Below are 19,369 nucleotides of genomic sequence, written 5' to 3'. Positions count from 1 at the left end.
CTCAGGCCCTCCCGGCCGGCCGCACCGTCAGCTGCAGGTCGCGGAAGGCTTGCTGGAGGCCGGCGCGCAGGGAGGCCTTGGTGGTGAGCTGGCTGAGGTCCACGCCCAATTGCACCAGGGTCTGGGCGATGACGGGATTGATGCCGGTGATGATGGAGCGGGTACCCAGCAGCCGCACCGATTCCACCGTGCGCATCAGGCGGTTGGCCACCTGGGTGTCCACCACCGGCACGCCGGTGATGTCGATGATCACGATGTCGGCCTCGTAGGCGATCACGGCGTCCAGCAGCTTTTCCATGATCTCCTTGGCGCGCATGGAATCGATGGAGCCGACCAGCGGCAGCGCGATGATGCCCTCCCAGACCTGGATCACCGGCGTCGACAGCTCGGAGAGCGCCTGCGCCTGGCTCTTGATGATGCGCTCCCGGTTCAGGCTGAAGGCCTCGAAGGTATGCAGGCCAAGCTGATCGATGGCCGTGCTGATTTCCCAGATGCGGGCCACCAGCTCCTCGCCCTTGAGTTCCCGCTGGTACAGCTCGAAGATCGCCTCCTTGAGCGAAAACACATAGGTGGCGGTTTCCGAGGGGCTGAAGCCGCGCTCGGCGAAGCCGGCGGACAGGCCGGCCAGATATTCGCGAAGGGAGGCGAAGGCTTCGTCCTCCACCGGCTTCCCCGCGCCCGGCTTCAGTGCCTGCACGAGCCGGCCCAGAATTTCCTTGGAATAGCGGACCCGTTCCTCGTCGGTGAGCATCTGGTTGAGGCGCGAACCCGATTCGTCCAGCTTGGCGAGCCAGCGCTCGAGGACGTCGGATTCATGGGATTTCAGCAGCTTTTTCGGATCGGTCATGATAGGTCTCTGTCGGCAGGAATCTTGGAAATTTATTTATACAAATAGGTGCCTTAGCGCCTTCCTCGGAAAAAATATAACATGCCGTTCTCCGGGCGGTGCGAGCGCGCGAATTGAACTGCAACCCGCCATGGGGTCGGAATGGGAAGCCGGGAAATGTTAAGGACAATATGCGGGACTGTAAACCCGAAACCATCTTAGGAACTAAAATGGTGGCCAAATATCAGCCTTTCGGTCGGGTGCCCGCCCGGGTGCCGGCGGCGATTTCTGTCCGGCGCCGGGCCATGTTTGCGAACTTCCGCTCCGGAAAGGCATCCAAGAAGGCGCGCGACCATCGATCGGAGTCCGCCAAGCGCGTTTTCCTGCCGGACCGCTCGGCACGTCGTTTCCAATAAAAATTTCCTTTCCCCGTCAAGCATCTGCAACGGGCGTCTCAGCAAGCTCGCCAAGGGCCGAAACCCTGCGACCGATGAGGCGATGCACGGGCATAGGCCTGATTGCCTGCCGGCGCCTGCGCCTTTAAAGTACTCAAGTTTTTGCCCCCAGCCGGAATTAGAGGTTGCATGTCCCTGACCAGCCAAATTCATAGCGCTCCGGCGAGGAATTACCTGTTCGCCGTACCGTTCACCGCCTTGGCGCTGCTCATGAACCTGCTGCTCGCGCCGGTGATCGCCCCCTACAACCTGCTGCCGCTCTTTCTCGGCGCCGTGGTGCTGAGCGCGCTCCTGGGCGGCCTCGGGCCCGGCGTGCTGTCCATCGTTCTGAGCGTGCTGGCGCTGGACTACTTCCTCATGGTCCCGCGCTACACCTTGACCTTCCTAAACCGCGCGGACCTGATCCGGATGCTCAGCTTCGTCGCGGTGGCCGCGCTGGTGACCTGGCTGGGCGACCGCATGCGCCGCCAGCTCCGGGAGAGCGAAATGGAGAAGGCGGAGCAGGCATTTCTCGCCGAAGCGGGCGTCCTGCTGGCGGAACCGCTGGATTACAACGAGGCGCTGCGCAACTTCACGCGCTTCGCCGTCGGGCGCTTCTGCGACTGGTGCCTCATCGCCGTCATCGAGCCCGGCCGGCCCCATCCCACCCTCACCCTGGCCGCCCGCGACCCGGCGCAGCAGGAGACGACACAGCGGCTGGAACAGGAGTACCACATCGACCTGCGAGGCCTGTATGGCTCCGGCAAGGCCATCGCCACCGGCAAAACCGAATGGGTCGAGGAGATTACCGACGAGCTGCTGGCCAGCGCCGTGCCCGAGCCGGAGCGGCGGGCCCTGATCAAGCGCTTCGGCATCCGCTCCTTCATCTCCGTACCGCTGACCGCCCGCGGCCGCACCATCGGCGCGGTCTCCTTCACCCTCACCGGTGCACGGCGCTTCCGGGCGCGGGACGCGGCCCTGGCCGAGCGCCTGGCCCATCTGGTGGCCCTGGCGGTGGACAGCGCCCTGCTCTTCCGCGAGGGCCATGAGGCCGAGGAACGCTTCCGCGCCACCTTCGAGCAGGCCGGCGTGGGCATCGCCCACACCGGCATCGACGGCCGCGTGCTGCGGGTGAATCCGAAGCTCTGCGACATGCTCGGCTACCGCGCCGACGAGCTGCTGCAGATGACCTTCATGGACGTCACCCACCCCGACGACCTGCCGGAGGACATCCGCCTGATCGACCAGCTCATGGCCGGCGAAATGCAGAAGCTCACGCGCGAAAAACGCTACCTGCGCAAGGACGGTGGCGTGGTCTGGGGCAGCCTGACCCTGTCGGTGGCGCGGGATGCCGCCGGTGTCCCCCTGTACCGCATCGCCGTGGTCGAGGACATCAGTGAACGCAAGCGCGTGGAGGATACCCTGCGCGAAAGCGAAGCGCTGTTCCGCGCCACCTTCAACCAGGCGGCATTCGGCATGGCCCATGCCGATCCCCAGGGCAATTTCCTGCAGGTGAACCAGAAACTCTGCGACACGCTCGGCTATGCCGTCGAGGAATTGTTGCAGATGACCTTCATGGAAATCACCCATCCCGACGATCTGGAAGGGGACATGATACAGATGCGCCGCCTGCTGTCGGGCGAGATCCAGAGCTACACCCGGGAGAAGCGCTACCTGCGCAAGGACGGCGGCGTGGTGTGGGCCAACAAGGCGCGCTCCCTGGTGCGCCACGCCGACGGCAGTCCCGCCTACGTGATTGCCGTGATCGAGGACATCACGCCGCGCAAGCGGGCGGAAGAGGCGGTGCGCAGCGCCTATGCCTTCCGCGAGAAGATCCTGGAAAGCGCCAGCAACGCCATCTTCGCCCTGGACTGGGACAGCCGCTTTCTGCTGGCCAACAATGCCCTTGCCGAAATCAGCGGCTACAGCCTGCACGAACTGATCGGCCAGCCATTCGGCATGCTCTTTCCGCCCGAGGAGCTCGCCAGGATACAGGAGCATCAGTTGCGGATCGTGGTGCACGGCGAGCGCATCTCGCACTGCGAGGCGACCATGCTGCGCAAGGACGGCGCCCGGCGTTTGGTGAACTTCAGCGCCGCGCCGCTCTTCGAGCAAGGCAAGCTGGTGAGCATCGTGGCCACCGCCGAGGACGTGACCGAGCGCCGGCAGATGGAAGTCGCCCTGCAGCAGGAAAAGGAGCTGCTGCAAAACGTACTGGACACCCTGCCGGTGGCGGTCTGGATCACCGATGAGACCGGCCGCATCACCCGCAGCAACCCGGCCACGCGTACGCTCTACGGCGACAGCCCGCACGTGGGCGTGGCCGAGTTCGATGTCTACAAGGGCTGGTGGCCGGGCACCGGCCGGCGTCTGCGGGCGGAGGAATGGGCCCTGGCCCGCGCCGTCACACGTGGTGAAACGGTGCTCAATGAGGAGGTGGAGATCGAGCGCTTCGATGGTGCGCGCCGGACCATCCTCGCCTCCGCCATGCCGCTGCGCGGTCCCGCCGACCAGGGACTGGGCGCCATCGGCATCGCCCAGGACATCACCGCCTTGAAGCGGACGCAGGAGGCGTTGCGCGAAAGCCAAGCCAACCTGGCCCGGGCGCAGGCCATCGCCCGCCTGGGCAGTTGGGTCTGGGATACGGCCAGCGGCGAGCTCAGCGGCTCGGACGAGCTGTACCGCCTCTTCGGCCTGACACCCGGCAAGCCGTTCTCGCTGGACGTGCTGCGCGAGCGCCTGCATCCGGACGACCGTGCCCGGGTGGAAGCCGTGATCGGCGCCACGCTGGAACAGGGCCAATTGCCGCAGGTGGATTACCGCATTCTGCTGCCGGACGGCAGCGAGCGGACAGTGACGGTACAGGGCGAAATCATGGAGGAGAACGGCAGCGGCTGCCCGCGCCGGATCATCGGCACCATCCAGGACATCACCGAGCGCAAGCGCATCGAAAACGAAATCCGCGAACTCAACGTCAGCCTGGAGCGGCGCGTAGCGGAGCGCACCGCCGAGCTGGAGTCCTTCAGCTACTCCCTGGCCCACGACCTGCGCACGCCGCTGCGCGGCATGGAGGGCTTCAGCCAGATCTTGCTGGAAGACTACGCCGGGCGGCTGGACGACGCTGGCCGGGACTGCCTGCAGCGCATCCGCCTGGCCAGCCAGCGCATGGCGGCGCTCATCGACGCCATGCTCAACCTGGCCCGCGTGACCCGTACCGAGATGCAGTTCGAAGCCGTCGATCTGAGCGACATGGCCCGCAGGATCGCCGCTCAGCTGCAGGCATCGGCCCCACTGCGGCGGGTGGACTGGACTATCGCCGACGGCCTGCAGGTCCGCGGCGATCCCCGGCTGTTGCAGGTGGTGCTGGAGAACCTCTTGGGCAACGCCTGGAAGTTCACCAGCAAGCATGAGCGCGCCCGCATCGAGTTCGGCGCGCGGGAGGAAGCCGGGGAGCGCAGCTATTTCGTGCGTGACGACGGCGCCGGCTTCGACATGGCCTACGCCGGCAAGCTCTTCCAGCCCTTCCAGCGCCTGCACGGCATCACCGAATTCGAGGGCACCGGCATCGGCCTGGCCACGGTGGCGCGCATCATCGCCCGCCACGGCGGGCGCGTCTGGGCCGAAGGGTCGGTGGAGCGGGGGGCGACTTTCTGCTTTACTCTGGGGGCCGCGAGCTGAGCGGCCAGGCCAGGCGGGATGAGCCAGTCCCGGCGCGGTCATGAATGCAGGAGCGGGCAAGCCCGCTCCTACTGAGCGCAGCCGGGTTGTTGTAGGAGCGGGCTGGCCCGCGATAACGCACCGGCCGGAAACCGATCGCCGACAAGCCCGCTCCTACGCTGCCGGGCATGCGGCGCCAGCACGGCATCAGCAATTTCCCGCATCTGCAAGGGGCACTTCGCCCGATTGCCTCGCGAATGAGAATGAGTTTAAATGCCTCGCCTCTTTGCTTACGGCGCGTGAAGAATAACAATGACCATGTTCGACTATAGCGATCTGCGCAGGCGCTTCGCCGAAGTGGCCCGCACGGTGGTGCTGGAAGAAGTCCCCGCCATCGAGGAATATCAGTGGCCGGGGCGCAGCATGCGGGCGCTGGCGGAGGCGGGGCTCTATGGTTTGGCGGTGCCCGAACGCTTCGGCGAGGAACTGGGCCGCATCAGCCCTTCCGCCTCCCTGTGCTTCTGTATGCACGTGGTCGGCTCGGCGGTGATCGCCGCCAAGCCCACCGACGCCCAGGCCGAGCGCTATCTGCTGCCCATCGCCCGCGGCGAGCACCTCACCACCCTGGCCCTGAGCGAGCCGGGCACCGGCGCGCATTTCTACGAGCCCACGGCGCGCCTGACCCGCGAGGGCGACGCGTACCGGGTCGATGGCAGCAAGTCCTTCGTCACCAATGGCGGACACGCGGATTCCTACGTCGTTTCCACCCTGAGCGCCGAGGGCGCCACCGCCGCCGGCATGTTCAGCTGCCTGGTGGTCGATGCCGGCACGCCAGGCTTGGCTTGGCAGGACACCTGGCGCGGCCTGGGCATGCGCGGCAACTCGTCCATCAGCGCCATGCTCGACGGCGCCCGGGTGCCGGCGGCCAACCTGCTGGGCGAGGAAGGCGACCAGACCTGGTACGTCTTCCACGTGATCGCGCCCTACTTTCTCATGGCCATGGCCGCCACCTATCTGGGCGCCGCCCAGAGTGCGCTGGATCTCGCCATGGATCATGTCAAGGAGCGCGTGCACGTCCAAAAGGGCCAGTCCCTGGCGGAAATCCCCGCCATCCAGACGCGCATCGCCGAGATGTGGACGGCGGTGCAGCAGCTCAGGCTGCACCTCTACCACGCCGCCGAACGGGGCGATCTGGGCGATCCCGGCGCCCTGCCCTTCATCCTCTCGGCCAAGGCCAGCGCGGCCGAGGTGGCGGTGCAGGTGTGCAACGAAGCGCTCACTTGCGTGGGCGGCATCGGCTACCGGGAAAACAGCACTCTGTGGACCTTCCTGCGCGACGCCCGGGCCAGCCATGTCATGGCGCCCACCACCGACCTGCTGAAAAGCTGGACGGCCCGTGCGCTGCTTGGCCTGCCCGTTCTGTAGCCGCAGCCATGTCAGCCGCCGACACCCCCGCCGCCAACGCCTCCGCCCTGCCCACAGTGGTGTTCCTGGGCGCCGCGCCGCAGCACCTTGCGCTGCTGGACCGGGTACTGGGCAATGGAGTCCGGCTCAGCGCCGCAGCGGACTGGCACGCCCTGCCGCACGCAGCCGCCGCCGTGGTGGATGCGGCCGTGATCGAGGTGGCGGACGCCGCCGTCAATCTCGCCCTGCTGCTGCAAGCCGCCCGCGAGCGGCTGCCCCAGGCGCAGTTGGTCTTTCTCGGCGCCAGCCGGGTCTTGGCGCAGATCCGGCAAAAGCTGATCCTCATGGGCGTGCTGAGCGAGCAGTGGAGCTTTCTCAAGCTGGAACAGCCGGAACAGTGGCCGGCCCTGCTCCGGGAGGCGCATAGCCGGGCGGCCAAACGCCGCTCCCTCAAGCTCGCCTCGCCCTACGGCATGGCCCGCCCCGCCGCCCGGCCCACGATCACCGCCGCGCCGCGGCGCGAGCTGGACAGCCAGTACCTGGCCAGCATCCTCCAGTACGCGCGGGAGGCCATCCTGTTCCTGGACCTGGATGGCTGCATCACCTTTTGGAACCGGGCGGCCGCGCAGCTTTACGGCATCGCCCGGGAAAACGTGCTCGGCACGCCCGTGGAACAGCTCATCGCCCCGTCCTGGCGCGAGGAGCACGCGCGGATGCGCCAGCGGATTCTGGGCGGCGGAGAGGATGTATTGTGCGAACTGGAGCACCTGAAAGCCGACGGCACGGTGCTGCCGGTCGAGCAGTCGCTGGCGGCGGTGCGGGACTGGCGTGGCCTGGTCATGGGCGTGGCGGTGATCGTGCGCGACATCTCCGAACGCCTGGAGCGCGAGCGCCTGCAGCGCGAACGCCTGGAACAGGCCATCGCCCAGGTCCGCATGCAGGCCCTCAACGAGGAGCTGGAGCGGCGCGTGCTGGAGCGCACCGCCGAACTCACCGCCGCCAACCGGGAGCTGGAGGCGTTCAGCTATTCGGTGTCGCACGACCTGCGCGCGCCGCTGCGCGCCATCGACGGCTTCAGCCAAGCGCTGCTGGAGGACTACGGCGAGGCCCTCGACATGGCCGGCCGGGAGCATTTGGCCCGCGTGCGCCGGGCCAGCCAGCGCATGGCCGAGCTGATCGACGACCTCTTGAACCTGTCGCGCATCACCCACAGCGAGATGCACCGCCGCTCCGTCAACCTGAGCGAGCTCGCCGGGCAGGCGGCCGAGCACCTGCGGGCCACGCAGCCGCAGCGGCCGGTGACGGTCGTCATCGTTCCCGATGTGATCGCCCACGGCGACGCCCGCCTGCTGCAAATCGCCCTGGAAAACCTCTTGGGCAATGCCTGGAAGTTCACGCGCAAGCAGGCCGATGCCCGCATCGAGTTCGGCATGCGCGAGCAGGATGGCCAGCCCGTCTACTTCGTGCGCGACAACGGCGCCGGCTTCGACATGGCCTATGCCGACAAGCTCTTCGGCGCCTTCCAGCGCCTGCACAGCCCCGGCGAGTTCGAGGGCCACGGCATCGGCCTGGCCACGGTGGCGCGCATCATCGCCCGCCACGGCGGCCGCATCTGGGCCGAAGGCGCCGTCGGCCGGGGCGCCACCTTCTACTTCACCCTGGGGGGAACGGGGTCGTAGGCGCGGGCAGCAACGGGGCCAGCGCGGATAACCGGACAACGCCCACACGGCCCCCTCACCCTGCCCGCTCCCTCAGGGAGCGGATATCCGGGGAACGCCAACCCGGTAGCGTGCCAAGCCTGGCGGGCCGGCCTCCCAGTCCGTAGGAGCGGGCTTGCCCGCGATCCGCTGTGCCGATGGGGACAAGATCGCGAGCAAGCTCGCTCCTACGGCCGGCGGCAGGCCGGACAGCGCCTGCGCCGATCCGTCACTTCCCCGCCCCCGGCCGCATGCCGGCCGATGCCGTCCGGCCCGCGCCGTGCAAGGCCCGGCGCTTGTCGTCGATGCTCTTGATGAGGGCGTCGTAGGGCTCGACGAACTTCTGCACGCCTTCGCGCAGCAACTGATCGGTGACCTGCCGAAAATCAATGCCGAGCCTGGCCAGCTCGTCCATGATCCGTTGCGCCTCGTCCACCCCCTCGGCCACGGTGTCGCGCACCACGCCGTGGTCTGCGAAGGCGGCGATGGTCTCGTCGGGCATGGTGTTGACCGTATCCGGGCCGATCAGGGGCTCCACGTACATGACGTCGCTGTAGCCCGGCGTCTTGGTGCTGGTGCTGGCCCACAGCATGCGCTGCACGCGCGCGCCGCGGGCCGCCAGCGCCTGCCAGCGCTCGCCTTGCAGGATCGCCCGGAAGCGCTGGTAGGCCAGCTTGGCGTTGGCGACGGCGGCCTTGCCGAGCAGTTCTTCCGGCCGCATGCCCGACGGCGCCGCGCCAGACTGCATGCGCTCCTTGAGAAGCTGGTCCACCAGGACGTCGATGCGGCTCAGGAAGAAGCTCGCCACCGAGGCGATGTTGTGGACGGGCAGGCCCATCTCGACGCGCCGCTCCAAGGCGCGGATGTAGGCCCAGGCCACCGCTTCGTAGCTGTCGATGGCGAAGAGCAGGGTGACGTTGACGTTGATGCCCTCGAAGAGCAGCTCCTCGATGGCCGGCACGCCTTCGGGCGAGCCGGGAATCTTGATCAAGAGGTTGGGACGATTCACCGCACTGTGCAGATGCCGCGCCTCGGCGACGGAGCTCAGCGTGTCGTGGGCGTGGTGCGGCGAGACCTCCAGGCTGATGTAGCCGTCCAGCCCGCCCGACTCGTCGTAGACCGGGCGCAGGACGTCGCAGGCGTCCTGGATGTCGCGGATCACCAGGGCTTCGTAGATCTCATCGCTGCTGCGCCCCTCATCGATCAATTGCTGGATCTGCTCGTCGTAGTCCTGGCTCTGGGAAATGGCCTTGTTGAAAATGGTCGGGTTGGAGGTTACCCCGCGCAGACCTTCCTCGGTCACGCGCCGGCGCAGCTCGCCGCTGCGAATCTTGCCGCGCGTCAGGTTATCGAGCCAGTAGCTCTGGCCATGTTCGAGCAATTGCAGTAATGGGTTCATCGCGGTTCTCCTATGGGATGGGGCACTTCACCGGCCGAGCAGCGCTTTCGCCTGCTCGACGACGTGATCGACGGTAAAGCCGAAATGCCTGAAGTTCTCCTGGTAGGGCGCGCTGGCGCCGAAGCGGTCCATGCCGATCACGGCGCCGGCATCGCCGACCCACTCGCACCAGCCCAGCGGCGCCGCCGCCTCCACCGCCAGCCGCGCTTTCACCGCCGGCGGCAGGATCTCGTCGCGATAGCGCCGCGGCTGCTGGCGGAACAGTTCCCAGCTCGGCATGCTGACCACGCGCGCGTGGATGTCCTCGGCGGCGAGCCGGGCCTGGGCCTCCAGGATCAGGTGCACCTCGGAGCCGCTGGCCAGCAGGATGAGATCGGGCGTCTGCCAGGGCTCCTTGGCAAGAATATAGGCGCCCTGCAGCACGCCCGCCGCGCCGGCAACCTTGCGCCGGTCGAAGACGGGCAGCGTCTGGCGAGTCAGCGCCAGCAGGGTCGGCCCCTGCCGGCGCTCGATGGCGGCGCGCCAGGCGTAGGCCGTCTCGTTGGCATCGGCGGGGCGGATGACGCACAGGTGCGGGATGGCGCGCAGCGAGGCGAGCTGCTCGATCGGCTGGTGGGTGGGGCCGTCCTCGCCGAGGCCGATGGAGTCATGGGTCATCACGTAGATCACCGGCAGCTCCATGAGCGCCGCCAGACGGATGGCCGGGCGCGCATAGTCGGTGAAGATCAGGAAGGTGGCGGCGTAGGGCCGCACGCCGCCGTGCAGGGCCATGCCGTTGCTGGCGGCGCACATGACGTGCTCGCGCACGCCCCAATGCAGATTGCGCCCGGCATACTGCCCCTTCTCGAAATCGCCGCCGCCCTTGATCAGGGTGTTGGTGGACGGCGCCAGATCGCCGCTGCCGCCCATGAGCCAGGGGAGGCGCCCGGCGATGGCGTTGAGCACCTTGCCCGAGGCCACGCGCGTGGCCACCGGGCCGTCCGCCGGCGCGAAGCCGGGAATCGCCTCGTCCCAGTCGGCCGGCGGCTCGCCGCGCAGGGCCGCCTCGAACTGCTTGGCCAGGCCCGGATGCGCCGCCCGGTAGGCCGCCAGCCGCTCGTGCCAGGCCCGCTCCCACTCGGCGCCGCGCGCCACCGCCTGGCCCATGTGCGCCGCCACGGCTTCCGGCACCAGGAACTTCTCGTGCTCGGGCCAGCCGTAATGGCGCTTGGCCAGGCGGATCTCCTCCTCGCCCAGGGGCGCGCCGTGAGCCTCGGCGGTGTCCTGGGCGTTGGGGGCGCCGTAGGCGATGTGGGAGCGGACGATGATGAGCGAAGGCCGCGCCGTCTCCTGGCGGGCGGCCGCGAAGGCGGCGTCCAGGACGTCGAGATCGTTGGCCCGTTCGCCCAGATCCTGCACGTGCCAGTGGTAGCCCTCGAAGCGGCGCGCGGTGTCGTCGGAAAAGGCCAGGTCCGTGTCGCCCTCGATGGAAATGTGATTGTCGTCATAGAGGCAGATGAGCTTGCCCAAGCCCAGGTGGCCGGCCAGGGACGCGGCCTCGTGGGAGGCGCCCTCCATCAGGTCGCCGTCGCTCAGGAAGACGTAGGTGTGATGATCGACGATGGCTTGGCCGGACTGATTGAAGACCGCACCCAGATGGGCCTCGGCGATGGCCATGCCCACCGCGTTCATGAAGCCCTGGCCCAGGGGACCGGTGGTGGTCTCCACGCCCGGGGTGACGCCGTACTCCGGGTGGCCGGGCGTCTTGCTGCCCCACTGGCGAAAGCGCTTGAGCTCGTCCAGGGACAGATCGTAGCCGGTCAGATGCAGCAGGGCGTAGAGCAGCATGGAGGCGTGGCCGTTGGACAGCACGAAGCGGTCGCGGTCGAACCAGCGCGGGTTGCGGGGGTTGTGGCGCAGATAGCGCGTCCACAGCACGTAAGCGGCCGGCGCCAAGGCCATGGGCGTGCCGGGGTGGCCGGACTTCGCCTGCTGCACCGCGTCCATGGCCAGGGTGCGGATGGTGTTGATGGAAAGCGCATCGAGGGATTCCGCTGTCTGCGGCGTGGCCTTGTCGTTCATGGGCGAACCTCTGCGACTCCTGCTGCGCCGGATCGGCGTGGCCGGCTGGCGGCCGCCAGCCTTATCCCTTTAGGACGGCCGTCCGGGGAAAAGTTTCCTGCCGCGCTCACAGCCCAAGGAAGGGGCGCAGCAGGCGTACCAGCGCCTCGGGCGCGTTGTAGTTCAGGGCATGCCCCCGTCCCGGCAATACCGCCAGTTCGCCATGGGGCAGGAGCCGGGCCGCTTGCGCCGCCCAACGCTGCGGCACCACCGGATCATTGCCGCCGCGCACGACCAGGGTCGGCGCCTGGATCAGCGGCAGCTTGTCCTCGATGCGGTCGGCCAGGGCCAGCGCGGCCGTCGCCCAGGCGCGTTGCACCCCCATGGCCGCCAGGTCGCGCAGGAGGATCCCGCCGAGCGAGGGCGGCTCCCGCAGGGTGTCGCGCAGCAAACGACTGAGTTGCCGACCGTAGCTGCGCGCAGCCGGGTCCACGGTGGGGCTCAAGAGGACCAGCCGCTCCACCCGCCGCGGGTGGCGCAAGGCGAATTCGGCCAGCACCTGGCAGCCGAAGGAGTTGCCGATCCAGTGGGCGCGCGGGATGGCCAGGGCGTCCAGCCACTGCGCCAATGCGTCGGCCAGTTGCGCCAGATCGAGCACCGGCCATGGCTTGTAGCTCCTGCCGAAGCCCGGCAGATCCGGCGCCTGCACCTGGCAACGGGGCGCGAGCCGCGCGGCGGTGGGCAGCAGGTAGCGGCTGGACACCACCAGGCCATGCACCAGCACCACCACCGGCGCCGCCGGGGGCGGGCTCAGGCTGGCGCGGGCATAGAGCAGGCCGCCCGGCAGCCGCGTCCAGCGGCCGGTGAGCACGCCCCGCTCATCCCGCACCGGCTGCGCTATTGTTCCAGCGCCGCGCTGTAGCGGCCCTGGCGCGCCAGGCTGTTGAGCCGCGCCCGCTGATGCAGGACCCGTTGCGCCGCCTCCCGGTTGGCCGCCTCGCCGCGCCAGGCCTCCAGCGCCGGCGCCTGCAGCGCGCGGGCGTAGGAGAAGCTCAGCACCCACGGTGCCTGGCCGGCTTGGCCGGCCTGGACGTTGATGGCGTTCAGATGCGCGGTGGCCTCCTCGTTGCCCTGGCCGCCGGACAGGAAGAAAATCCCCGGCACCGCCGCCGGCACCGCGCGCCGCAGGCAGGCCAGGGTGGCGCTCGCCACCGCCTCCGCCGAAACGCTCTCCCCCGAATCGGCCCCCGGCACCACCATGCTGGGCTTCAGCAGCATCAGCTCCAGCGTCACGCGCTGCTCGTGCAGGGCATGAAAAACCTGGTGCAGCACGTCTTCGGTCACCTGCGCGGCGCTGGCGAAACTGTGATCGCCGTCGATGAGCACCTCCGGCTCCACGATGGGCACCAGTCCCTGGGCTTGGCAGATGGCGGCGTAGCGCGCGAGGGCGTTGGCATTCTCCGTGATGCAGCGCCGGCTCGGCATGCCCGCGCCGATGCGCAGCACCGCGCGCCATTTGGCAAAGCGCGCGCCCAGGTACCGGTACTCGGCCAGCCGCTCGGCCAAGCCGTCCAGGCCCTGGGTCACCACCTCGTCGGGGAAGTTGGGCAGCGGCACCGTGCCCTTGTCCACCTTGATGCCCGGCACGATGCCCTGGGCTCGCAGGAGCTGCGGGATGGGCGTGCCGTCGCTGCCGCGCTGCCGGAGGGTTTCGTCGAAGAGGATCACCCCGCCGATGAACTCGCCCAGGCCCGGCGTGGAGAACAGCATCTCCCGGTAGCTGCGGCGGTTCTCCTCGGTGGAAGGGACGTTGATCTTCCGGAAGCGCTTCTCGATGGTGCCGAAGCTTTCGTCGGCGGCCAGAATGCCCTTGCCCGGCGCGGTCAGCGCCGCCACGGTGGCTTCGAGTTCCTGAATGGACATGGCAGCCCTCCTGAACCGGCTTGCGCGGTCGAACCCCGCGTCCCTTAGACCGGCCGGACCGGTCAAAATTGAGCGGCCCGCGACTTAGGTCCGAGCCGCCCTGCCCCATGACAGATGCCCGCGATTCGGGCAGAATGCACCTATGCAAGACCCCGCCCTGCACGCCCTCCACACCGTCTTTGGCTACGACCGTTTTCGCGCCCAGCAGGAAGAGGTGATCCGCCACCTCATCGACGGCGGCGACGCCCTGGTGCTCATGCCCACCGGCGGCGGCAAGTCGCTGTGCTACCAGATCCCGGCCCTGGTGCGGCCGGGCACCGGCATCGTCGTGTCGCCGCTCATCGCCCTCATGCAGGACCAGGTCAGCGCCCTGCTGCAGTCGGGCGTGCGCGCCGCCTATCTCAACTCCACCCAGGACGCCCAGACCGCCCAGCAGGTGGAACGGCAGCTCCTGCAAGGCGAGCTGGACCTGCTCTACGTGGCGCCCGAGCGGCTGCTGACGCCGCGAACGCTCAATCTCCTCAAGCGCGCCCGGCTCGCCCTCTTCGCCATCGACGAAGCCCACTGCGTGTCCCAGTGGGGCCACGACTTCCGCCCGGAGTACCACCAACTCACCGTGCTGCACGAGCACTTCCCCCAGGTGCCGCGCATCGCCCTGACCGCCACCGCCGACGAGCCCACCCGCAAAGAGATCATCCAGAAGCTGGCCCTGGAGGAGGCGCGTTTTTTCATCAGCGGCTTCGACCGCCCCAACATCCGCTACCGCGTCACCCAGAAGCAGAATGCCCGCGAGCAGCTGCTGCGCTTCCTGGAAAGCGAGCACCGCGGCGATGCCGGCATCGTCTACTGCCTGTCGCGCAAGAAGGTGGAGGAAACCGCCGAATGGCTGCGCGCCAAGGGCTGGGACGCCCTGCCCTACCACGCCGGCCTGTCCGCCGAGCTGCGCCAGCGCCACCAGGACCGCTTCCTCAAGGAAGAAGGCATCGTCATGGTCGCCACCATCGCCTTCGGTATGGGCATCGACAAGCCCAACGTGCGCTTCGTCGCCCACCTGGACCTGCCCAAGAGCCTGGAGGCCTACTACCAGGAAACCGGCCGCGCCGGCCGCGACGGCCTGCCCGCCGACGCCTGGATGGCCTACGGCCTGCAGGACGTCATCACCCTGCGCCAGATGCTGGAAGCCTCCGAGGCGGGCGAGGCGCGCAAGCGGGTGGAACGCAGCAAGCTGGAGGCCATGCTGGGCTACTGCGAAGTGACCACCTGCCGCCGCCAGGTGCTACTGGCCTACTTCGGCGACGAGCGCCCGGCGCCCTGCGGCAACTGCGACACCTGCCTGGAGCCGGTGGAGACCTGGGACGGCACCGAGGCGGCGCAGATGGCCCTGTCCTGCGTCTACCGCACCGGCCAGCGCTTCGGCGTCACGCATCTGATCGAGGTGCTGCAGGGCAAGGACAACGAGCGCATCCGCAGCCTCGGCCACCAGCGCCTGAGCACCTTCGGCATCGGCAAGGAGCTGGATGCCGCCCAGTGGCGCTCCGTGTTCCGCCAGCTCGTGGCCCTGGGCTTCCTGACCGTGGACACGGAAGGCTACGGTTCCCTGCGCCTGACCGAAGCCTGCCGCCCGGTGCTCACCGGCGAGCAGCGCCTGCGGCTGCGCAAGGAAAGCAAGCGTCCCAAAGCCCGCAGCACCCGCCGCGTCTCCCGCTTCGACAACCCCGCCGACGAAGCCCTCTGGGAGGCCCTGCGCCGGCGCCGCCGCGAGCTGGCCGACGAGCAGGGTGTGCCGCCCTACGTCATCTTCCACGACGCCACCCTCATGGAAATGGTCGAGCACCGCCCCCAAACCCTGACCCGGCTCGGCCAGCTCTCCGGCATCGGCGAACACAAGCTGGAAATGTACGGAGCGGATTTTCTGGAGGTGATTCGGGGGTATGAGTGAGGGGTTGGGTTGGTTTTGGGTGGGTTGGGGGCGGCGCCCAACGGTTTTGGAGTAGAAGCGGTCTCGCCCGCGATGGCTCGCTGGCCACACGGTTGATCGCGAGCAAGCTCGCTCCTACAACTTGCGATGCCAGCCCGCCAGGCTTGGCACGGCACCTCAGCCGCCCCGAGTACCCGCTCCCGCCGGGTGAGAGCCAAGGGGCGCCCGGACAGTGCCCATGGGTGGCGCTGTCGCCACCGGCCGTAGGAGCGAGCTCGCTCGCGATTCGCCAACTTGACCGCCCCGGCACCGTGGGCCAGTGGGTAGGTTGGGCTGAGCACCGCGAAGCCCAACAGGTTTTAGGGTGTTGGGTGTCGGGGTTTGCCGTTCCGCCCCTCGGCCGCCGCTCAATCGCAAGCCAGCTCGCTGCTGCGCTGCACAACCACCGGGAACGAACGCCATGAGCGGCAATCTCACCGACGGTCGGGCAACCCCCTTCACCTCGCCCGCTCAGCCCAATTTCCCCGCCCCAAAACCCGTTAACAAACGCCCCGGAAAAGGGTATAGTCCGACTTAAGTAGTAAGCGAGGAACTCCCCATGGCGACGCCCAGCGACGACTTCGTCGACACCGCAGACCGCAATTCCCCCGCCCGGGCCCTGGTGCGCAAGCTGATTGCCGAGCGCAACGAAACGTTGGTCCTCTTCTGCCGGGCAGCCGGCCTGGAACCCTACGCCGACGGCCGCCAGGCGGCTGATCCCGCCAAAGTGCTGCAGGAATTCTGCCAAGTGCTGGTGGATTACATCGCCGCCGGCCACTTCAGCCTCTACGAGCAGGCCGTGCATGCCCAGGACGCCCCGCAGGAGCTCCTGGATCTGGCGGCGCGCCTCTATCCCGGTCTCGCCGAGACCACCGAAATCGCGCTGGATTTCAACGACAAATACAACTGCGGCGACCACTGCCCCATCACCGACGAGCTGCAGGAGGATCTGTCCCGGCTCGGCGAGGCGCTGGCCTGGCGCATCGAACTGGAGGATCAATTGGCCCGGGCGCTGTGCCGCACTTGCGACCTGCGCCAGAGCGCCATGGCGTAATCCCGTCCAACGCCCGGGTATGTTGAACTTCACGCCCGCGGCCCGGTCTTTAAGCATCCGGATCGGCTCGTTCGCAGGATCGAATCATCTCCCCGCTGACGCTCCCATCCCTTTACCGGCGCCCCGCCAGGGCGCCATCGTCGTCCACGTCACTTGTCAAGAAGGTAAGCAGTAATGAAAGTCTTGCGGCAGTTTTGGCAGCGCATTTTCCGAGCAAAGCGTTCCCGGCACTACAAAGGCGTGAGCCTGGGCGACATGGCCCGGCGGCACCTGGTCGCGGTGGAGCCGGTTTCCTGCAAGCTGATCCCCTTCCCCCGCGCCCCGCGGGTGTCCGCGCGCAACTGAGGGCGGCCATGGCCACGGACAGCGCCGCCTGGATCTGCGCCGCTCTGCTGGCCTTCCTGCCGCTGTCCACCGCCCGGGCCGCTCCCCTGGCCCCCGGCCAGCCGGCGCCCGATTTCGCCCTGCGCGATCAGCACGGCCAGGTGCAGCGCCTGGCCGACCAGCGCGGCCACTGGGTGGTCCTCTACTTCTACCCCAAGGACGACACCCCCGGCTGCACCCGCGAGGCCTGCCGCTTCCGCGACGACCTGCACGCCCTGCTTGCGCTCGGCGCCGTGGTCCTCGGCGTCAGCCTGGACGACAGCGACAGCCACGCCCGCTTCGCCGCCAAGCACCAGCTGCCTTTCCCGCTCCTGGCCGATCCCGGCGGCAACACGGCCCGGGCCTACGCTTCCCTCTGGTCCCTCGGTCCCATCAAGTTCGCCAAGCGCCGCAGCTTCCTCATCGACCCCGCCGGCCGCCTCGCCCGCATCTACCGCAAGGTCGCGCCGGACCGCCACAGCCAGGAAATCATCGCGGACCTGCGCGCCCTGCAGCAGGGCCACGCCCCCCGGCCCTAGCCCGGGCGGCGCGGCACTCGCCAACCAATCCGCCGCGCCGGCCGCCGAAGCCGTGGGAGCGAGCTGGCTCGCGATTACACCACGCGCCGCGCCCCCTACGCCGGATTCTCCTCCAAGGACGCCGGCGTCAAGGCCAGGACCTGCACCCGGATCGTCTCCAGATCGCTTTTGAGTTGATCGATCTGCTGCTGTTGCCTGACCACTACATCGTTGAGCTCCTGAAGCGTGTTCTCCTGAAAGGCCACGCGCGTTTCCAGCTCGACCAGACGTTCTTCCATGGCTGCCTCCTCGCCATTCCTGTCAATCGCCCTCGAACTCCAGGGCGGCGGAGTTGATGCAGTAGCGCAGTCCGGTGGGCTCGGGGCCGTCGTCGAAGACGTGACCCAGGTGCGCGCCGCAATTGGCGCAGTTCACCTCCACCCGGTGCATGCCCAGACTGTAATCATCCCGCATCTCCACCGCCGCCGGCGCCACCGGCGCCCAGTAGCTGGGCCAGCCCGTGCCCGAATCGAACTTCTGCGCGGAGCTGAACAGCGGCGCGCCGCAGTTCACGCAGTGATAGACGCCCGTGTCCTTGTGCCGGCAGTAGCGCCCGGTGAAGGCCGGCTCGGTGCCGCCCTGGCGGGTGATGTAGTATTGTTCCGGCGTCAGTTGCGCCTTCCATTCCTCGTCGGATTTGTGGATCTTCGCCATGCCGCTCTCCTCTGTGACGTTCGACTGCGCTCGGCCGGGCCGCGCCCGCGCGGCCCCTATGCACTCCGACCCCATTTGCCGGCTTTGGTTGCCTGGCGCTTGAGCCCGCGCGAGCCGGCGCGTAAGCTGAATCCATGATCCAGGTCACGCCCGACATCACCCTCGATGAAAATGAAATCCGCCTGTACTTCGTGCGCGCCTCGGGCCCCGGCGGCCAAAACGTCAACAAGGTCGCCACCGCCGTGCAGTTGCGCTTCGACGCCGCCCGCTCACCCTCCCTGCCCGAGGACGTGCGCGCCCGGCTCCTGCGCCTGGCCGGCCGGCGGCTGAGCACCGCCGGCGAGCTGATCATCGACGCCCGGCGCTTCCGCACCCAGGAACGCAACCGCGAAGACGCCATGGCGCGGCTGCTCGACCTGCTCCGCCGGGCCGCCGAAGCGCCCAAGCCGCGCCGCCCGACCCGGCCGACCGCGGCATCGCGGCGGCGCCGGCTGGAAGCCAAGCGCCGGCGCGGCGAGATCAAGCGCCTGCGCGCGGACGGCTAGCGGCGCACGTGGCCGGATCACTCCCCCGGGCTGACCCGGCCGGAACCCTGTTCGAAGGAAAGCACACACCATGATGGACAAATTCAAGCACGGCCTGCTGCTGGCCGGCGCCTGTCTCCTCCTGACCGGCTTCACCCCGCTCGACCCGGAGCTCATCAACGCCGCCCGGCGCGGGGACAGCGCCGCCGCACGAGACCTGTTGTCCCAGGGGGCGGACGTCAACGCCCGCCTGGGCGGCGGGACGCCGCTCATCTTTGCCGCCGCCGGCGGCCACGGCGAGCTGGTGCGCGCCCTGCTGGGCGCCGGCGCCGATCCCAACGCCCAGGCCGCCTACGGCCTCACCGCCCTCATGTACGCGGCCATGCAGGACCGCCCGGACATCGCCCGCCTGCTGCTGGACGGCGGCGCCGATCCCAACGTCCGCAACAACGACAATGCCACCGCGCTGACCATCGCCGCGCGCAAGGGCCAGCTCGAACTGGTGCAGGCGCTGCTGCAGCGCGGCGCCGACGTGAACGTCAAGAACCGCAACGGCACCACGCCGCTCATGCTGGCCGCCTACGGCGGCCACGTGGAAATCGTCCGGCTGCTGCTCGCCCGCGGCGCCGACGTCCACGCCGCCGACGTGGGCGGCTGGCCCGCCCTGCTCTACGCCGCCGCCTTCGGCCGCACCGACACCGCCCAGGCCCTGCTGAGCGCCGGCGCCGACGCGAACGCCAGCGCCAAGGACGGCACCACGGCCCTGCAGTTGGCCCAGCGCAAGCGCAATGCCGTCATGGTGCAGCTGCTCAGGCAGGCCGGCGCAGTCCAGTGAGCCAGGGCTGGCCGCAATCGCGCC

At 68.7% G+C, this 19,369-nt stretch carries 17 protein-coding genes; 10 read left to right on the top strand and 7 right to left on the bottom strand.

What is annotated here, in order from left to right; genetic code table 11:
* Position 1 precedes the first annotated feature (1 nt).
* Positions 2-847 (bottom strand): STAS domain-containing protein, encoded by an 846-nt coding sequence (locus G579_RS0113475; protein WP_028990582.1) that lies wholly within the window; start codon positions 845-847, stop codon positions 2-4.
* A 209-nt stretch (positions 848-1,056) separates the two neighbouring features.
* Between G579_RS0113475 and G579_RS0113470 the strand changes: the two genes are divergently transcribed.
* From G579_RS0113470 to G579_RS19380, 4 genes are all read left to right on the top strand, one after another.
* Positions 1,057-1,242 carry a hypothetical protein gene (locus G579_RS0113470; protein WP_028990581.1) on the top strand — a complete coding sequence of 62 codons (186 nt, stop codon included), beginning with the start codon at positions 1,057-1,059 and terminating at the stop codon, positions 1,240-1,242.
* A 168-nt stretch (positions 1,243-1,410) separates the two neighbouring features.
* Positions 1,411-4,938: a PAS domain S-box protein gene (locus tag G579_RS18400; protein ID WP_081662807.1), complete on the top strand. Its 3,528-nt coding sequence runs from the start codon at positions 1,411-1,413 to the stop codon at positions 4,936-4,938.
* Between the two features lie 297 nt (positions 4,939-5,235).
* Positions 5,236-6,342: an acyl-CoA dehydrogenase family protein gene (locus G579_RS0113460; RefSeq protein WP_211218753.1), complete on the top strand. Its 1,107-nt coding sequence runs from the start codon at positions 5,236-5,238 to the stop codon at positions 6,340-6,342.
* Positions 6,343-6,350: 8 nt separating this feature from the next.
* The gene (locus tag G579_RS19380) at positions 6,351-8,000 is read left to right on the top strand and encodes a sensor histidine kinase (protein WP_051181676.1); all 1,650 of its coding nucleotides are present in this window, start codon (positions 6,351-6,353) and stop codon (positions 7,998-8,000) included.
* Positions 8,001-8,247: 247 nt separating this feature from the next.
* Here the strand turns inward: G579_RS19380 and tal are convergent, their stop codons facing one another.
* The 4 genes from tal to G579_RS0113435 all read right to left on the bottom strand — a co-directional run bounded on the left by tal (position 8,248) and on the right by G579_RS0113435 (position 13,380).
* Entirely contained in the window at positions 8,248-9,417 is a 1,170-nt protein-coding gene (gene tal, locus G579_RS17715; RefSeq protein ID WP_051181675.1) for a transaldolase, read from the bottom strand.
* Positions 9,418-9,444: 27 nt separating this feature from the next.
* Complete coding sequence (gene tkt / locus G579_RS0113445; RefSeq protein WP_028990579.1) at positions 9,445-11,478, bottom strand: transketolase; 2,034 nt, start codon at positions 11,476-11,478, stop codon at positions 9,445-9,447.
* Between the two features lie 106 nt (positions 11,479-11,584).
* Positions 11,585-12,328: an alpha/beta fold hydrolase gene (locus G579_RS0113440; RefSeq protein ID WP_211218752.1), complete on the bottom strand. Its 744-nt coding sequence runs from the start codon at positions 12,326-12,328 to the stop codon at positions 11,585-11,587.
* Between the two features lie 26 nt (positions 12,329-12,354).
* Positions 12,355-13,380 (bottom strand): class I fructose-bisphosphate aldolase, encoded by a 1,026-nt coding sequence (locus G579_RS0113435; RefSeq protein WP_028990577.1) that lies wholly within the window; start codon positions 13,378-13,380, stop codon positions 12,355-12,357.
* A gap of 142 nt (positions 13,381-13,522) precedes the next feature.
* Between G579_RS0113435 and recQ the strand changes: the two genes are divergently transcribed.
* The 4 genes from recQ (at position 13,523) to G579_RS0113415 (ending at position 17,293) form a co-directional block, all read left to right on the top strand.
* A complete protein-coding gene (gene recQ, locus G579_RS0113430; protein WP_028990576.1) occupies positions 13,523-15,319 on the top strand; it encodes a DNA helicase RecQ in 1,797 nt (598 codons plus the stop codon).
* 577 nt (positions 15,320-15,896) lie between these two features.
* Entirely contained in the window at positions 15,897-16,391 is a 495-nt protein-coding gene (locus tag G579_RS0113425) for an Rsd/AlgQ family anti-sigma factor (protein ID WP_028990575.1), read from the top strand.
* A 174-nt stretch (positions 16,392-16,565) separates the two neighbouring features.
* Positions 16,566-16,736 carry a hypothetical protein gene (locus G579_RS19105; RefSeq protein WP_155989883.1) on the top strand — a complete coding sequence of 57 codons (171 nt, stop codon included), beginning with the start codon at positions 16,566-16,568 and terminating at the stop codon, positions 16,734-16,736.
* Positions 16,737-16,744: 8 nt separating this feature from the next.
* Positions 16,745-17,293: a peroxiredoxin gene (locus G579_RS0113415; RefSeq protein ID WP_038020100.1), complete on the top strand. Its 549-nt coding sequence runs from the start codon at positions 16,745-16,747 to the stop codon at positions 17,291-17,293.
* Positions 17,294-17,388: 95 nt separating this feature from the next.
* On the opposite strand, the gene G579_RS0113410 is transcribed toward G579_RS0113415, so the two are convergent.
* Both G579_RS0113410 and msrB read right to left on the bottom strand, forming a co-directional pair.
* Positions 17,389-17,571, bottom strand: a complete 183-nt coding sequence (locus G579_RS0113410) for a SlyX family protein (protein WP_028990573.1) — start codon at positions 17,569-17,571, stop codon at positions 17,389-17,391.
* 22 nt (positions 17,572-17,593) lie between these two features.
* Complete coding sequence (gene msrB / locus G579_RS0113405; RefSeq protein ID WP_028990572.1) at positions 17,594-17,986, bottom strand: peptide-methionine (R)-S-oxide reductase MsrB; 393 nt, start codon at positions 17,984-17,986, stop codon at positions 17,594-17,596.
* A gap of 134 nt (positions 17,987-18,120) precedes the next feature.
* On the opposite strand from msrB, the gene arfB reads away from it, so the two are divergent.
* On the top strand, positions 18,121-18,531 hold the full coding sequence (arfB, locus tag G579_RS0113400; protein ID WP_028990571.1) for an alternative ribosome rescue aminoacyl-tRNA hydrolase ArfB: 411 nt from the start codon (positions 18,121-18,123) through the stop codon (positions 18,529-18,531).
* Positions 18,532-18,601: 70 nt separating this feature from the next.
* Positions 18,602-19,345, top strand: a complete 744-nt coding sequence (locus G579_RS0113395) for an ankyrin repeat domain-containing protein (protein WP_051181672.1) — start codon at positions 18,602-18,604, stop codon at positions 19,343-19,345.
* Positions 19,346-19,369: the final 24 nt, after the last annotated feature.

The sequence above is a fragment of the Thermithiobacillus tepidarius DSM 3134 genome (genome assembly GCF_000423825.1).
In the GTDB taxonomy this organism is placed as follows: Bacteria; Pseudomonadota; Gammaproteobacteria; order Acidithiobacillales; family Thermithiobacillaceae; genus Thermithiobacillus; species Thermithiobacillus tepidarius.
This window is presented reverse-complemented; position numbering and strand designations above follow the sequence as displayed.

Excerpts from the sequence above, each read along its gene's own strand:
- G579_RS0113415 (WP_038020100.1), top strand. The coding sequence starts at position 16,745 with ATGGCCACGGACAGCGCCGCCTGGATCTGCGCCGCTCTGCTGGCCTTC.
- G579_RS19380 (WP_051181676.1), top strand. The coding sequence starts at position 6,351 with ATGTCAGCCGCCGACACCCCCGCCGCCAACGCCTCCGCCCTGCCCACA.
- G579_RS0113395 (WP_051181672.1), top strand. The coding sequence starts at position 18,602 with ATGATGGACAAATTCAAGCACGGCCTGCTGCTGGCCGGCGCCTGTCTC.
- G579_RS19105 (WP_155989883.1), top strand. The coding sequence starts at position 16,566 with ATGAAAGTCTTGCGGCAGTTTTGGCAGCGCATTTTCCGAGCAAAGCGT.
- recQ (WP_028990576.1), top strand. The coding sequence starts at position 13,523 with ATGCAAGACCCCGCCCTGCACGCCCTCCACACCGTCTTTGGCTACGAC.
- tal (WP_051181675.1), bottom strand. The coding sequence starts at position 9,417 with ATGAACCCATTACTGCAATTGCTCGAACATGGCCAGAGCTACTGGCTC.
- G579_RS0113460 (WP_211218753.1), top strand. The coding sequence starts at position 5,236 with ATGTTCGACTATAGCGATCTGCGCAGGCGCTTCGCCGAAGTGGCCCGC.
- G579_RS0113470 (WP_028990581.1), top strand. The coding sequence starts at position 1,057 with ATGGTGGCCAAATATCAGCCTTTCGGTCGGGTGCCCGCCCGGGTGCCG.
- G579_RS18400 (WP_081662807.1), top strand. The coding sequence starts at position 1,411 with ATGTCCCTGACCAGCCAAATTCATAGCGCTCCGGCGAGGAATTACCTG.
- msrB (WP_028990572.1), bottom strand. The coding sequence starts at position 17,986 with ATGGCGAAGATCCACAAATCCGACGAGGAATGGAAGGCGCAACTGACG.
- G579_RS0113435 (WP_028990577.1), bottom strand. The coding sequence starts at position 13,380 with ATGTCCATTCAGGAACTCGAAGCCACCGTGGCGGCGCTGACCGCGCCG.
- G579_RS0113425 (WP_028990575.1), top strand. The coding sequence starts at position 15,897 with ATGGCGACGCCCAGCGACGACTTCGTCGACACCGCAGACCGCAATTCC.
- G579_RS0113475 (WP_028990582.1), bottom strand. The coding sequence starts at position 847 with ATGACCGATCCGAAAAAGCTGCTGAAATCCCATGAATCCGACGTCCTC.
- G579_RS0113410 (WP_028990573.1), bottom strand. The coding sequence starts at position 17,571 with ATGGAAGAACGTCTGGTCGAGCTGGAAACGCGCGTGGCCTTTCAGGAG.
- tkt (WP_028990579.1), bottom strand. The coding sequence starts at position 11,478 with ATGAACGACAAGGCCACGCCGCAGACAGCGGAATCCCTCGATGCGCTT.
- arfB (WP_028990571.1), top strand. The coding sequence starts at position 18,121 with ATGATCCAGGTCACGCCCGACATCACCCTCGATGAAAATGAAATCCGC.